This is a genomic window from Roseinatronobacter bogoriensis DSM 18756 (assembly GCF_004366635.1).
GTDB lineage: Bacteria > Pseudomonadota > Alphaproteobacteria > Rhodobacterales > Rhodobacteraceae > Roseinatronobacter > Roseinatronobacter bogoriensis.
Window position 1 is genome coordinate 56,558 of the sequence record NZ_SORN01000006.1, and the last position, 13,796, is coordinate 70,353.

Genomic DNA, 13,796 nt, shown 5'->3' on the forward strand with positions numbered 1-13,796 from the left:
TGGCAGCGCGCGCTTTCCTCGTCCTGTTCAGCCCCCACTGAATGCGAACCAAGGCTCTGGGTCAATGGGGTTGCTACCTTCTCGTAGCTCAAAATAGAGTGTTTGACTGCGACTGCCAGATGTTATCTCGGGACTGTGTCCGCCCGGCATATTGCCAAGCGGTGCGCCAAGCGGCAGGATTTCCCCCGTAGAGACCAGCAATTCCCCAAGCCCGGCCAGGACCAGAAGAACAGCTTCTGCCGGTTCCAGAATCACCACCTCGCCCTGCCCGGCCAGCGGCCCCGCATAGCGCACGGTTGCCGACCAGGGGGCTGTGACAAGCGCATCAGCGGCGGTCGCCAGAACCAGCCCCTGGCGCGTAATCCCGGCGGCATCGGGCTGGTTGAAGCGGTGCAGGATCGTGGCGCGTACGGGCGGTGCAAGCGTCCCTCTGGCGGCCTGAAATGTGACCGCAGGCCGGTTATCGCTGGCCGCCGATGTTTGCGCCAGTTCCTGTGCGAAGTCTTCCAATGTCCGGGCATTGCGGGCCAGAACCTCCAGCTGCTCAGGCTCATCAACCAGCCGTTTGGGCAACGGTCCGCGATCTGACACAGCTTGCGCAAGGGCAACGCGGGCCTCCTGCGCGACACTCAACCCTTGTTCGAGCGCCAGAAACCCGTATTGCCGCGCGCGACGCAGGGCGCGCAAATCCTCCAGCGAATCGCGCAGGTCTGTAACGGCGCGGGCCAGCGGCGGGGTCACCTCTCCCAGCAGCATGGCGGCGCGCGCGGTTTCCAGCCCGCCTTGTGGGTGCAAAAGGGCAACGCTTTCATCCACACGGCCCGTCGCCATAAGCACGGCAAGCAGGCGCGACATCTCCTCGCTGCGCGCGGCGAATTCACGCTCAAGCGCGGCCTCGCGCAACTGGGCATCGCGCAACCCGTCACGCAGCGCAACCAGCCCGTCCTCATAGGCCTGTATGGTCTGGCTGAGCGCGCTGATCTGGTTGCGCCCGCTGCTGGCGGCCTGCATCGCGGCACTGGCCGCTTCCAAGGCGCGCGCCGCGTCCATCGCACGTTCGGCAGGATCAGCAAGCGCAGAAACGCCGGACCAGAACAGGCATAATGCCCCTGTCAGCAGCGCCTGCCGGATCATCGCATGATCAGGCTTTCGCCTGTCATCTCGGGCGGTTGCTCCAGCCCCATCAGGTCCAGAATGGTGGGGGCAACATCTGCCAGACGCCCCTTGCGCAGCCCTGCCCCGGCTGGCCCACCGATCAACGCGACAGGCACAGGGTTGAGCGTATGCGCTGTATGCGCGCCGCCGGTTTGCGGGTCGATCATCTGTTCGCAATTGCCATGATCGGCAGTCAGCAGCATTGCCCCACCGCGCTTGCCAAGCGCCTCCAGTGCAGCGCCAAGCCCGGCATCCACCGCCTCGCAAGCGCGGATGGCGGCGTGCAGGTCGCCAGTATGGCCGACCATATCAGGATTGGCGAAATTGACCACGATCAGGTCATAGCCTTCGCCAATCACCTCGACCAGCTTTGCGGTGACTTCGGGCGCGGCCATTTCGGGTTGCAGGTCATAAGTGGCAACCTTGGGGCTGGAGGGCATGTGCCGCGCCTCGCCCTGCTCGGCGTTTTCCTTGCCACCATTAAGGAAAAAGGTCACATGCGGGTATTTCTCTGTCTCGGCCAGACGGAACTGGCGCAGACCATGCGCCGCGACCCATGCACCCAGCGTATTCACGATCTCGCGTTTGGGAAAGGCGGTGCGCATGAAGGCGTTATGGGCGTCAGAATATTCGACCATTCCCAGCATGGCTGACCAGTTGGGCGGCGCGCCACGGTCAAACCCGTTGAAGCTGGGCGCGCCAAGCGCGGCCAGAATTTCACGCGCGCGGTCGGCGCGGAAATTCAGGCAAAACAGCCCGTCGCCGGGTTTGGCCCCGCCATAGCCAGCCACGATTGTCGGCGCGATGAATTCATCCGTCTCGTCGCGGGCATAGGCTGCCGCGACCGCATCAGATGCACTGGGCGCTGCCTCGCCCTCTGCGCGGATGATGGCACGCCAGGCGCGTTCAACCCGGTCCCAGCGGTTGTCACGGTCCATCGCCCAGTAGCGCCCGATCACAGTGCCAATCTGCGCCGTCGGGGGCAAAGCGGATTGCAGATTGGCAATGAATGTATCGGCACTTTTGGGCGCGACGTCGCGCCCATCCGTGATGGCGTGGATCACCACAGGAACATCTGCCTGCGTCAAAGCCTTGATCGCCGCTTTCAAATGTTCAACATGGCCATGCACGCCGCCGTCGGAAACAACCGAAAAAAGATGCGCTGTGCCGCCGGTTTCTTGCATTTTCTCGATAAAACCGGAAAGCGCCGGGTTTTCGGCGAAGCTGCCATCCTCGATGGCCAGATCTATCTGGCCAAGGTCCATCGCAACAACACGCCCCGCGCCGATATTGGTATGCCCCACTTCGGAATTGCCCATCTGCCCTGTGGGCAGCCCTGCATCGGGGCCATGTGTGATCAGGCTGGCATTGGGGCAGTCGCGCATCACGCGGTCAAAATTCGGGGTATCTGCCTGAGCAACCGCATTGCCTTCGCGTGCGGCACTCAGACCCCAGCCATCAAGGATGCACAAAACAACGGGTTTGGTCATGTCGGTCCCCCGGTCTGGCGTGGCGCCGGGGGCAAGCCTGCCTCCGGCGGGAGTATTTGGGGCAAGAAAATGTGCCCGCTCAGCCCTTCAGGCGACGGTTGCGCGCCGCAATCAGCTTGAGGCGCAACGCGTTAAGCTGGATGAAGCCTGCCGCGTCTTTCTGGTCGTAAGCACCAGCATCTTCCTCGAATGTCACATGCGCCTCGGAATACAGGCTGTGATCAGACCAGCGCCCGATGGTGCGCACATGCCCCTTGTACAGTTTCAAACGCACAGTCCCGCTGACATGTTCCTGAGATTTGTCGATCAGCGCCTGCAACATCTCGCGCTCGGGCGAGAACCAGAAACCGTTATAGATCAGTTCCGCATAGCGCGGCATGATCGAATCTTTCAAATGGCCCGCACCACTGTCGAGGGTGATCTGTTCAATCCCGCGATGCGCCTCTAGCAGCAGGGTGCCGCCGGGGGTTTCGTAGATTCCGCGCGACTTCATGCCGACAAAGCGGTTTTCCACGAAATCGAGCCGCCCGATACCGTGCTTGCCGCCCAAGGCGTTGAGTTCGGTCAGGATGGTGGCGGGCGACATCGCCTGCCCGTTGATCGCGGTCGCATCACCCTTCTCAAAGGTGATTTCGACAATTTCGGGCTGGTCGGGCGCGTCTTCGGGGTTCACGGTGCGCTGATAGACATAATCGGGCGCATCCACCGCAGGATCTTCGAGCACCTTGCCTTCGGACGAAGTGTGCAGCAGGTTCGCATCGACCGAGAAGGGCGCTTCGCCGCGCTTGTCCTTGGCGATAGGGATCTGGTTGGCCTCTGCGAATTCCAGCAAGCGCGTGCGCGAGGTCAGGTCCCATTCGCGCCAAGGCGCGATGACCTTGATTTCAGGGTTGAGCGCATAGGCGGACAGTTCGAACCGCACCTGATCATTGCCCTTGCCAGTTGCGCCATGCGCAACGGCATCGGCCCCGGTCTGGGCCGCAATCTCGACCAGACGCTTGGAGATAAGCGGGCGCGCGATCGAGGTGCCCAGCAGATAGAGCCCCTCATAAAGTGCATTGGCACGGAACATGGGGAAGACGAAATCGCGCACGAATTCTTCGCGCAGGTCTTCGATGAAGATGTTTTCCGAGGCGATACCCAGCATCTCAGCCTTGGCGCGCGCGGGTTCCAGTTCCTCACCCTGCCCCAGATCGGCGGTGAATGTGACCACTTCGCAGTCATATTCAGTCTTGAGCCATTTGAGGATGATCGAGGTATCCAGCCCGCCCGAATAGGCAAGCACGACTTTCTTGGGGGCTTTGGTCATGGTGGCTCCGGTCACACTTTGCGGTTTGGCAACCGTCTATTGGCTTTGCTGCCTATGGGCAAGGGGGCGCGATTGAAACCCGTGGCGGCGCTCATAGGTATGTGCAAGCAGGAGGGGACATGGTCGCACGACACTTGGAGCAGCAAAACCGCAAGCAATGGTCATCCGAACCGGCCTTTGTCTTTTCGATGGCAGCGGCCGCGGTAGGGCTGGGGAACCTGTGGCGTTTTCCCTATATGGTGGGTGAGAATGGCGGGGCGGCGTTTATTGTCGCCTATCTGCTGGCGCTGGTTGTGGTGGCGATGCCGATCATGATGCTGGAAGTTGCCGCCGGGCGCTTGCGGCAAGGGTCAGTCGTCACCACCTATCGCGGCGCAACACGGTTGGGCGTTGTGTATGGCTGGGCTGTGGTTTTGCTGACCATCGTGATCACCAGCTATTATCTGGTCATCACCGGTTGGACACTGGGATATGCCGTCGATGCCGTTCGTCTGGAATTGCAGGATTTCGATGACTTCACGGCGGGATATAACTCTGTCTGGTATTTCCTGATTGTCACGGCCCTTGCCGGGGTGGTTCTGTTGCGCGGGGTGCGCGCGATCGAGGCGCTGTCCAAACTGCTGATGCCGCTTCTGGTGGTGATGATCGCGGCCCTGGTCGGTGTGGCAGCAACCATGCCCGGCTGGTCAGAGGCGGTGGCCTTCATGACAACATGGGAGGCAGGCGCCCTGCGCGCGCCGGAATTGTGGTTTTTCGCTTTTGGTCAGGCCTTCTACACGCTGGCGATTGGTCAGGGCTATCTGGTCACCTATGGCAGTTACATCCCACGCAAGACCAATGTGCCGCGAGCAACCCTTATTGTTGCAGCTACGGAAACAAGTATTGCGCTTCTGGCGGGCTGGATGATCTTTCCTTTTGTCTTCTCCTACGGGATGGATCCCGGCGCAGGCAGTGAGCTGGCCTTCTCGACCCTGCCGCGCGTTTTTGACGAAATGGAAATTGGCATCTGGCTGGCCATCGCCTTTTTCGGCATGTTTTTTGCGGCAGCCTTTTCCAGTTGTCTGGCGGGGCTGAAAGTCATTATCGCGGCCTTTGCCGAAGAGTTGCGCCTGTCCAATGCGCGCGCCGTCGGTGTGACTGCGGCACTGATGTTCGGCCTTGGCCTGCCATCTGCCCTGAGTTTCAGCCCGGTGCAATTGACCGTGGCAGGAATGCCGTTTCTGGATTTTCTTGACCAGTTTGGCGGCACAAATGTCATCATCGCCTCAGGGGTGATCGGTGCGGGGCTGCTGTGCTGGGTGCTGCCGCCTGCGCGCGTGGTCTATGCGTTGGGCGCCAAAAGCCGCTGGTGGTCATGGCGGATCTTTATCGTCGGGCGCAGCCTGCCTTTCGCGGCAGTTGCGTTTCTTGTCTGGCGGCTGGTATCAGGGGCAGACTGAACAAGGAATTGCGCGATGACCAAACGGCTGGAGCTTTTGCGCGGGGTGGTCCACCCGTGGCATCACGACCATTTCGGGCATATGAATGTGCGCCATTATGCGCCGTTTTTCGATGATGCGACCTATCACCTCTGGACGCGGTTGGGGCTGGCCTATCGCGACATGCAGGCACAGCATGGCGTGCATCTGGTGACCGCGCAGGCGACCACGCGCTTTGTGCAGGAACTGACGGCTGGCGACCTGATCGTTATAGATGGCTGTGTCGAGAAGCTGGGCACCAAAAGTTGCAGCTTTCATTTGCGCATGCTGCATGCAGATACGGGCGCGCTGCACGCCACCTATGATCTTGTCGAAGTGATATTTGACCCGCAAACACGCAAATCAGCCCCCATGCCGGCGGCTGTGCGCGCGCAGCTTGAAACATGGATGGGCGCGCAATGAGCGAATTTGCCAAGGCCGCGCAGGCCGCCACCACTGATATGCGCGCGGTATTCGAGGCCACGCCGCTGGCACGCAATGCGCATCTGTCCAAGCGTTTCGGCGCGGATATCTGGCTGAAGCGCGAAGACCTTAGCCCCGTGCGCAGCTACAAGATACGCGGCGCATTCAATGCGATGCGCAAGCGCCTTGCGACCCATCCCGACCAGCGCCATTTTGTGTGCGCCAGTGCGGGCAATCATGCGCAGGGCGTGGCTTTTGCCTGCCGTCATTTCGGGGTGAAGGGCACGATCTTCATGCCGGTGACCACGCCGCAGCAGAAAATCATGAAGACCCGCACCTTTGGCGGCGATCAGGTCGAGATAACGCTGATCGGCGATATTTTCGATCAGGCCCTGTCAGCGGCACAGGACTATTGCACCGAACAGGGCGCGCATTTCCTGTCGCCGTTTGATGATGATGATGTGATCGAGGGACAGGCCAGTGTCGCGGTCGAGATGCTGGAGCAGTTGGGCCATGCACCGGATATGGTGATCCTGCCAGTTGGCGGGGGGGGCTTGAGTGCAGGCGTCACCCGCTACCTGACAGAGACAGGCGCGGAAACTGCCCTGCGCTATGTCGAGCCGATGGGCGGGGCCAGTCTGCAAGCCGCGCTTGCCGCAGGGAAGCCGGTCACGCTGGAGCGGCTGGACAGCTTTGTGGACGGGGCCTCTGTCGCGCGGATCGGGGCGCGCACGTTTCAACACCTGCACCGGATTGACCCGGCCCATCTGCTGATCGCACCAGAGAACCGCATCTGTGTCACGATGCTGGAGATGCTGAATGTCGAAGGGATTGTGCTGGAACCTGCTGGCGCGCTGGCTGTCGATATCCTGCCCGCCCTTGGCGCGGAGCTGGCTGGCAAGACGGTTGTCTGCCTGACATCGGGGGGCAATTTCGATTTTGAGCGCTTGCCAGAGGTCAAAGAACGTGCAATGCGCCATATGGGCACCAAGAAATACCTGATGCTGCGCCTGCCCCAGCGCCCCGGCGCCTTGCGCGATTTTCTGGAAACACTAGGGCCAGAGGATGATATCGCAAGGTTTGAGTATCTGAAAAAAACCGCGCGCAATTTCGGGACTGTCCTGATCGGGATCGAGACGCACCGACCAGAGAATTTCGACAGCCTGTTTGCGCGCATGTCCGCCAAGGGTTTCAGGTTCACCGATATCACTGATGATGATGTGATTGCGGGATTTGTGATCTGACTGATTGCAGGGCCCGTCTCTACCCGGCAAGTGCAATCCTGTCGCGCCACGTTTGTTCGAACTGGGCAAAAGTGGACGGGAACAGGATCATGATCTGCGCCTTCTGCTCAATGAAATCGGCGCGGCTTTCGGCGCGGATTTCTCCTTCGTCACACAGGGCCGCCACTTCCTCGAAGCCAAGATTCAGCGCGGCCCCTTTCAGGAAATGAAACGACTCGCGGTGTTCGGCGGGCGATTGGGCCGCCGCCAGCGTGGCAAGGCCCTCCGTGACCTCGGACATGAAAACCTGAAGCACCTCCACAAAAGCGTCTTCGCCAAATTCAGCATAAAGTTCTGCAACATGCGCCCAGTTGATCATGTATCGCCTTTCCAGTTTTGCGCAGAACATATGTCATAAGTTTCCTAACGTCCCCTTACGCAAATGGTCTCAAAACAGAGAAAAGAAAGTGCGCGCAACGCATGCCAGCTTTACGGCTGCTTAAGAAAGCCCTGCGAAAACACAAAGAGCAAGAGAGTGCACAATAGTTAGTTTTCCGGGTCCAGTTGCGTGGCGCATAGAATCAAGAACCCCTCCATCACTGCTGAGTCGCGCAAATGCGCGTTGATCGTTGATGACAGTCGCGCACAGCGGATGACCTTTGCCCGGCATCTGCAGGGCTGGGGCTATCAGACTTGCGAGGCCGCATCCGGCCTCGAAGCGCTGGAGGCCTGCGCAAGGCAGCATTTCGACCTTATCCTGTCGGACTGGGTCATGCCCGGCATGGATGGGCTGGAATTCTGCCGCAACTTTCGTGCCGAACAGGGGGAACGGTACAGCTACTTTATTCTGCTGACGTCGAAAAACGACAAGACCGCTGTGGCCGAAGGGCTGAATGTTGGCGCGGATGACTTCCTGCCCAAGCCTGTTTCCCCTGTGGAATTACGCGCAAGAATTGCCGCCGGGGAACGTCTGCTTGCGATGGAGCGTGAAGTCCGCGCCGCGCTTGATGAGCTGCAAAAACTCTATGATGCGGTGGATCGCGACCTGATGGAAGCGCGCAGATTGCAACAATCGCTGATCCGCAAACGACATCACGACCTGGGTGGCAGCACCTTGTCACTGCTGTTGCAATCCTCAGGCCATGTTGGCGGGGATATGGTGGGCACGTTCATCATCTCGACGGCGCGAATCGGGGTCTATGCGATTGACGTATCGGGGCATGGGGTCGCTGCGGCCATGCTGGGTGCCCGCGTTGCAGGGCTGTTTTCCGGGGGCGAACACCATCAGAATATTGTGGTGATCCGTGATCCCCGAACCGGCAAACCCCGGGCAGGCGACCCGCATGAAGTGGCGGCGCGCATCAATGAACTGATGCTGGAAGAATTCGATACAGAAACCTATCTGACCATCGCCTATGCCGATATTGACCTGCAAACCGGCAGGTTGCGGCTGGTTCAGGCGGGCCACCCGCACCCTGTCATTCAGCGGGCAGATGGCCAGATTGACTATATTGGTGAAGGGGGGCTGCCCATCGGGTTGATCCCGAATGCCAGCTTCGCCACGATCGAGGCACAACTGAAACCGGGGGACCGCTTGCTGTTATACAGCGACGGGATAACCGAATGCACCAACCCCAATTCCGAGGAATTCGGCGAAGATGGCCTTAGATCGGCCCTTGAAAAGCTGGCCCATCTGAAAGGGGTCGAATTTGTCGATGCGCTGAAATGGGAATTGATGCGCTGGGCGGGCAAAGACGAGTTTGATGATGATGTCTCGGGCGCGTTGCTGGAATTTGATCAGGCACAGCAGATCGAGGAAGCGCCAGCGCGGTTCTATCGCGGGGTGCCAGTCAGCGACTGAACCGGGCTGCGCGCGGGTCACCGGGGTCAAGCCTGATGGCGTGGGCGCGCCGTCACGGCGACATTTCCGCAAGCGCGTGCTTGCTTGCGCAGAAATGGCGTACAGGCTGTGCATTTTGTCCCTGCCCCAGCCCCTTAGCCAAGACAAAGCCGGGATCGCACTTGGCCCTTGGGCGTGACTTCCTATATGGAGGGGCCAGACACGCGGCAGCCCGCCTGCCGGACAAGACAAGGAAAACCTATATGAGCTTCGGCGCACAGATCGCCTGGGATGACACTGTCCTGCCCTTCCAGCTGGATCGCAGCGATATTCGCGGCCGGGTCGCGCGGCTGGATACCGCATTGGAGCGGGTGCTTGCACGCCACGACTACCCCCCCGCGGTCGAGGCGCTTATTGCCGAAGCCACGCTGCTGACCGCGATGATCGGCCAGACAATCAAGCTGCGCTGGCGGCTATCGGTACAGGTGCGCGGCAGTGGGCCAATCCGGCTGATTGCGACCGACTACTATGCCCCGTCGGAAGACGGCGCGCCCGCGCGCATCCGCGCCTATGCCAGTTTCGACAAAGAACGCGTTGCCCCAAACGGCCCCGCGTTCGAACAGATTGGCAAAGGTTATTTTGCAATTCTGATCGACCAAGGCCCGGATATGACGCCGTATCAGGGGATCACACCGATTGCGGGCACATCCTTGTCCGATTGCGCCGAAACCTATTTCGACCAATCCGAACAGTTGCCCACGCGGTTTGAACTAAGCTTTGGGCGCGCAATCTTGCCCGGCCAGCCAGAGAAATGGCGCGCTGGTGGCGTGATGCTGCAACATATGCCCCAAGCCTCGGGCAGCAGCCCGCGCGAGGGTGAAAACATCGCCGAAGATTGGTCACGCGCCAATCTGCTGCTGGACACGGTCGAAGATCTGGAACTGGTTGGCCCAAATGTGCAGCCGCCTGAATTGCTGTTGCGGCTGTTCCATGAAGAAGCGCCCCGCGTCTTTGACCCGCAAGCGGTGCATTTCGGCTGTTCCTGTTCAGAAGATAAGGTGCGTCAAAGCCTGTCGATCTATTCGGCCAAGGATATTTCGACCATGACCACCCCCGAAGGGACCGTGACCGCCGACTGCCAGTTTTGCGGGGCGCATTATGTGATGGACCCTGCCGAACTGGGTTTCGAGGCGAAGGGCAATGACGAGTGACGCAATCGATCAGTTGCGCCGCGCAGTTGCCGTTCCATGGCAAGGGTCAAGCGACTTTGACCTCAACCCGGGCATTGTGCTGCCGCAAAACCGTGTCTTGCGCCCGGCTGCGGTACTGGTGGGGGTGTCGCGCACGCCGGATGGGCCGCGCCTTGTGCTGACCAAGCGCGCGTCGCATCTGCGCAATCACCCCGGCCAGATCGCCTTTCCCGGCGGGCGGCAGGACAAGGGCGATGCAGACCTTGTCGCCACCGCCCTGCGCGAAGCCGAAGAGGAAATCGGCCTGCCCGCCGACGCGGTAGAGGTCTTGGGCGCCCTTCCCGCGCATGAAACCGTGACCGGGTTCATGGTCACGCCCATTCTGGCTGAGATCACGCGCGAGTTCACCCCGCGCCCCGACCCCGGAGAGGTGGCAGAGATTTTTGCCGCCCCCCTTGCCCATGTCACCGACCCCGCGCGTTTCCGCGTGGAACGGCGCATCTGGCGGGGCACCTGGCGCAACTATTATATCGTGCCTTGGGGGCCGTATTACATTTGGGGGGCCACGGCGCGCATTCTGCGCGGTCTGGCCGAAAGGACGGGGCCGTGCAGATAAAGGACGCATGGCTGCACGCCGCCGCACCGCAAGACGTGCTGCATCTGATCTCGGCGGCGGGGTATCAGGCCTATGTGGTGGGCGGATGTGTGCGCAATGCGCTGATAGGCGTGTCTGTGACCGATATTGACATTGCGACCGATGCGCGGCCCGAAACAGTCATGTCACTTGCTGAAACTGCGGGTTTGCGCGCGGTGCCGACTGGAATCGAACATGGCACGGTGACATTGGTGGCCGACGGGCAAGGCTTTGAGGTGACCACCTTTCGCAGCGATGTCGAAACACATGGCCGACATGCCACTGTCGCCTTCTCCAGCGACCTGCGCGAAGATGCCACGCGGCGCGATTTCACCATGAATGCGCTTTATGCCCGCGCAGACGGCACGGTGCTGGACCCTCTCGGGGGCTTGCCAGATTTGCACGCACGGCGCGTACGCTTTGTGGGCGATGCGACTGCACGCATCCGCGAAGATTACCTGCGCATCCTGCGATTTTTCCGCTTTCATGCGCAATATGGCGACCCGGCGCAGGGGCTGGACCCCGATGCGCTGGCCGCCTGTGCGGCTGGGGTTGAGGGGTTGGACCGGCTTTCCCATGAGCGGATCGGGGCCGAGATGCGCAAGCTGCTTTCCGCGACCGACCCCGCCCCCGCAGTTGGCGCAATGGCGCAATGCGGGGCGCTGGCGCACATATTGCCGGGCGCGCAGCCGGACGCGCTGGCAGTGCTGGTACATCTGGAAGCGGGCATCGCGCCGGACTGGCTGCGCCGTTTGCTGGTTCTGGGCGGCCAGACCGACCACTTGCGCCTGACCCGGCGCGAGGCGCGCGACTTGGACAAGATGCGCGCGGCGCTGGCCAAAATGACCCCGGCGGCAGAGATGGCCTATCGACTGGGCGAAGGGATCGCGCGCAATGTGGTGCTGGCGCGTGCGGCCCTGTTTGAAACGCCCTTGCCCGCCGATTTTCTAGACAGCATCGCACGCGGCGCGGCGGCGCGCTTTCCGTTGCGCGCACAGGATTTGCCGCATCTGCAAGGGCCGGAACTCGGCGCGCAGTTGCGCGCGCTGGAAGAACGCTGGATCGCCTCAAATTTCACCCTGAGCAAGGCAGAGTTGCTGGGCTGACTGGCCTTTGGCCCGCGCCGCCCCTATATCTGGCATCAGGATTGGGGGCGTTGTGTTACAAAAGCTGACCACACAGAGCGAAGACTTCACAGAAGAAAACCGGCCCGGTCCTGCGCAGCGGCTGGCCGGGCTGATCAACGCTTTCGAACGCGCGCCATCTGCGCCACCGCGCAGCCTTTGGGCCTTTATTCTGTGGTCGGTGCGCGGCGCATGGCCGGTCTTGCTGGTGGCGGCCGTGATTTCGGCACTGGTCGGCACGACCGAGGTCATCTCGGCCCTGCTACTGGGGATGATTATTGACGCGGTGGTGGAAACAGGCCCGACCGCGTTTCTGGCCCAGCATAAGTGGCTGGTGGTCAGTTTCATTTTCTTCTTCATCATCTTGCGCCCTGTCGCCTTTGGTCTGTCTTCAGCGGCCAATTCGATCGTGGTGCAGCCAAATGTCTATGTTCTGGTGCAATCGCGGCTGAACCGCTGGACATTGGGCCAGCCGGTCACGTTTTTCGACAACGACTTTGCAGGCCGGATTGCGCAAAAACAGGTTCAGACAGCGCGTGCGCTGACCGATGTGGCGAATGAAACGATCAATACGATGGCTTTCGCGCTGGCCTCGATCATCGGGTCGGTCATTTTGCTGCTGACGATTGATGCACGGATCGCGCTGGCGCTCACCATCTGGCTGGTGGGGTATCTGGCGTTGATCCGCTATTTCCTGCCACAGGTGCGCAAACGCTCTGGCGCGCGGGCGGGGGCGCGCGCGCAGGTCAGCGGGCAGGTGGTGGATACGATCACCAATATCAAGACCGTCAAGCTGTTTGCCCATTCCGATTTCGAGGATCGCGCCGCGCTGAACGCGATGGGTGTGTTTCGCGACCGTGCCGTGGAATTTGGCGAGGTGCAGGCGTGGTTCCGCTTCTGGCTGATGGTGGTGGCCGGTGTGCTGCCGGTACTGCTGATTGGCGGTACGTTATGGCTGTGGATGCTGGGACAGGCAACACCGGGGGCGATTGCGGCGGCAGGCGCGGTCGCGATCCGCATCGCGCAGATGACAGGCTGGGTCAGTTTCGTGCTGATGGCGATTTACGGCAATCTGGGCGAGGTCGAGGATGGCATGAAAACCCTGACCAAGCCTTCGAACCTGCAAGATGCGGCCAATGCTGTCGAGCTGGGGCGCGTGAACGGGGCGCTGCACTTTGACAACGTCAGTTTTGCCTATGGCCGCCAGACTGGCGGGGTGGAAGGGTTGGCGCTGAAAATCGCACCGGGCGAAAAGATCGGGATTGTCGGCGCATCTGGCGCGGGCAAATCGACGCTCGTGGCGCTGCTGCTGCGGCTATATGACGTGGAAGACGGGCGCATCACCATTGACGGGCAGGACATCCGGCAGGTGACGCAGGAAAGCTTGCGGCGCAATATCGCAATGGTCACGCAGGAAACCGCGATGTTCAACCGCTCTGCCTTTGAAAATATCCGCTATGGCCGTCCGGATGCGACATTGGCCGAGGTCGAGCAAGCCGCCCGTGCGGCAGAGGCGCATGAATTTATTCTGGAATTACAAGATCATGAAGGGCGGCGCGGATATGATGCGCATCTGGGCGAACGTGGCGTACGCCTGTCCGGCGGGCAGCGCCAGCGCATCGCTCTTGCCCGCGCATTCCTGAAAAATGCGCCGATACTGGTGCTGGACGAGGCGACATCGGCGCTGGATTCCGAAGTCGAGGCCGCCGTTCAGGACGCGCTGGAGCCGCTGATGGAAGGCAAGACCGTGCTGGCCATCGCGCACCGGCTGTCAACAATTGCCAAGCTGGACCGCATCATCGTGCTGGATGATGGCCATATCATCGAACAGGGCACGCATGATGATCTGCTGGCAGCGGGCGGCACCTATGCCCGGTTCTGGGCGCGGCAATCAGGCGGATTTCTGGGCTTTGATGATGACGCCGACATGGCAGCCGAGGAAGGCGCATAA

General features: G+C 61.0%; 12 protein-coding genes. 8 read left to right on the forward strand and 4 right to left on the reverse strand.

The window, feature by feature from the left end; genetic code table 11:
• Window positions 1–27: 27 nt before the first annotated feature.
• The 3 genes from EV660_RS13155 to EV660_RS13165 all read right to left on the reverse strand — a co-directional run bounded on the left by EV660_RS13155 (window position 28) and on the right by EV660_RS13165 (window position 3,954).
• The gene (locus tag EV660_RS13155) at window positions 28–1,134 is read right to left on the reverse strand and encodes a murein hydrolase activator EnvC family protein (RefSeq protein WP_071479016.1); all 1,107 of its coding nucleotides are present in this window, start codon (window positions 1,132–1,134) and stop codon (window positions 28–30) included.
• Entirely contained in the window at window positions 1,131–2,645 is a 1,515-nt protein-coding gene (gene gpmI / locus EV660_RS13160) for a 2,3-bisphosphoglycerate-independent phosphoglycerate mutase (protein ID WP_071479015.1), read from the reverse strand. The genes EV660_RS13155 and gpmI overlap by 4 nt, the downstream gene beginning before the upstream one ends.
• Window positions 2,646–2,724: 79 nt before the next feature.
• Window positions 2,725–3,954 carry an argininosuccinate synthase gene (locus EV660_RS13165; RefSeq protein ID WP_071479014.1) on the reverse strand — a complete coding sequence of 410 codons (1,230 nt, stop codon included), beginning with the start codon at window positions 3,952–3,954 and terminating at the stop codon, window positions 2,725–2,727.
• Window positions 3,955–4,073: 119 nt separating this feature from the next.
• On the opposite strand from EV660_RS13165, the gene EV660_RS13170 reads away from it, so the two are divergent.
• Genes EV660_RS13170 through ilvA form a run of 3 tightly spaced genes read left to right on the forward strand, consistent with a single transcriptional unit; the run spans window position 4,074 to window position 7,078 of the window.
• Window positions 4,074–5,393: a sodium-dependent transporter gene (locus tag EV660_RS13170; protein ID WP_071479013.1), complete on the forward strand. Its 1,320-nt coding sequence runs from the start codon at window positions 4,074–4,076 to the stop codon at window positions 5,391–5,393.
• Window positions 5,394–5,408: 15 nt separating this feature from the next.
• Window positions 5,409–5,834 carry an acyl-CoA thioesterase gene (locus EV660_RS13175; RefSeq protein WP_071479012.1) on the forward strand — a complete coding sequence of 142 codons (426 nt, stop codon included), beginning with the start codon at window positions 5,409–5,411 and terminating at the stop codon, window positions 5,832–5,834.
• The gene (ilvA, locus tag EV660_RS13180; RefSeq protein WP_071479088.1) at window positions 5,831–7,078 is read left to right on the forward strand and encodes a threonine ammonia-lyase IlvA; all 1,248 of its coding nucleotides are present in this window, start codon (window positions 5,831–5,833) and stop codon (window positions 7,076–7,078) included. Before EV660_RS13175 ends, ilvA begins: the two co-directional genes overlap by 4 nt.
• Window positions 7,079–7,097: 19 nt before the next feature.
• Here ilvA and EV660_RS13185 read toward each other — a convergent pair whose 3' ends face one another.
• Entirely contained in the window at window positions 7,098–7,436 is a 339-nt protein-coding gene (locus EV660_RS13185; protein ID WP_071479087.1) for an Hpt domain-containing protein, read from the reverse strand.
• Window positions 7,437–7,625: 189 nt separating this feature from the next.
• On the opposite strand from EV660_RS13185, the gene EV660_RS13190 reads away from it, so the two are divergent.
• The 5 genes from EV660_RS13190 (at window position 7,626) to EV660_RS13210 (ending at window position 13,796) form a co-directional block, all read left to right on the forward strand.
• On the forward strand, window positions 7,626–8,918 hold the full coding sequence (locus EV660_RS13190; protein ID WP_232727374.1) for a SpoIIE family protein phosphatase: 1,293 nt from the start codon (window positions 7,626–7,628) through the stop codon (window positions 8,916–8,918).
• Window positions 8,919–9,160: 242 nt separating this feature from the next.
• Window positions 9,161–10,108 (forward strand): Hsp33 family molecular chaperone HslO, encoded by a 948-nt coding sequence (gene hslO / locus EV660_RS13195; protein ID WP_071479011.1) that lies wholly within the window; start codon window positions 9,161–9,163, stop codon window positions 10,106–10,108.
• Window positions 10,098–10,703: a CoA pyrophosphatase gene (locus EV660_RS13200; RefSeq protein WP_071479010.1), complete on the forward strand. Its 606-nt coding sequence runs from the start codon at window positions 10,098–10,100 to the stop codon at window positions 10,701–10,703. Before hslO ends, EV660_RS13200 begins: the two co-directional genes overlap by 11 nt.
• Window positions 10,694–11,827 carry a CCA tRNA nucleotidyltransferase gene (locus EV660_RS13205; protein ID WP_071479009.1) on the forward strand — a complete coding sequence of 378 codons (1,134 nt, stop codon included), beginning with the start codon at window positions 10,694–10,696 and terminating at the stop codon, window positions 11,825–11,827. Before EV660_RS13200 ends, EV660_RS13205 begins: the two co-directional genes overlap by 10 nt.
• A 64-nt stretch (window positions 11,828–11,891) precedes the next feature.
• A complete protein-coding gene (locus tag EV660_RS13210) occupies window positions 11,892–13,796 on the forward strand; it encodes an ABC transporter ATP-binding protein (protein WP_071479085.1) in 1,905 nt (634 codons plus the stop codon).

Excerpts from the sequence above, each read along its gene's own strand:
- EV660_RS13155 (WP_071479016.1), bottom strand. The coding sequence starts at position 1,134 with ATGATCCGGCAGGCGCTGCTGACAGGGGCATTATGCCTGTTCTGGTCC.
- EV660_RS13175 (WP_071479012.1), top strand. The coding sequence starts at position 5,409 with ATGACCAAACGGCTGGAGCTTTTGCGCGGGGTGGTCCACCCGTGGCAT.
- gpmI (WP_071479015.1), bottom strand. The coding sequence starts at position 2,645 with ATGACCAAACCCGTTGTTTTGTGCATCCTTGATGGCTGGGGTCTGAGT.
- EV660_RS13165 (WP_071479014.1), bottom strand. The coding sequence starts at position 3,954 with ATGACCAAAGCCCCCAAGAAAGTCGTGCTTGCCTATTCGGGCGGGCTG.
- EV660_RS13200 (WP_071479010.1), top strand. The coding sequence starts at position 10,098 with ATGACGAGTGACGCAATCGATCAGTTGCGCCGCGCAGTTGCCGTTCCA.
- ilvA (WP_071479088.1), top strand. The coding sequence starts at position 5,831 with ATGAGCGAATTTGCCAAGGCCGCGCAGGCCGCCACCACTGATATGCGC.
- hslO (WP_071479011.1), top strand. The coding sequence starts at position 9,161 with ATGAGCTTCGGCGCACAGATCGCCTGGGATGACACTGTCCTGCCCTTC.
- EV660_RS13170 (WP_071479013.1), top strand. The coding sequence starts at position 4,074 with ATGGTCGCACGACACTTGGAGCAGCAAAACCGCAAGCAATGGTCATCC.
- EV660_RS13185 (WP_071479087.1), bottom strand. The coding sequence starts at position 7,436 with ATGATCAACTGGGCGCATGTTGCAGAACTTTATGCTGAATTTGGCGAA.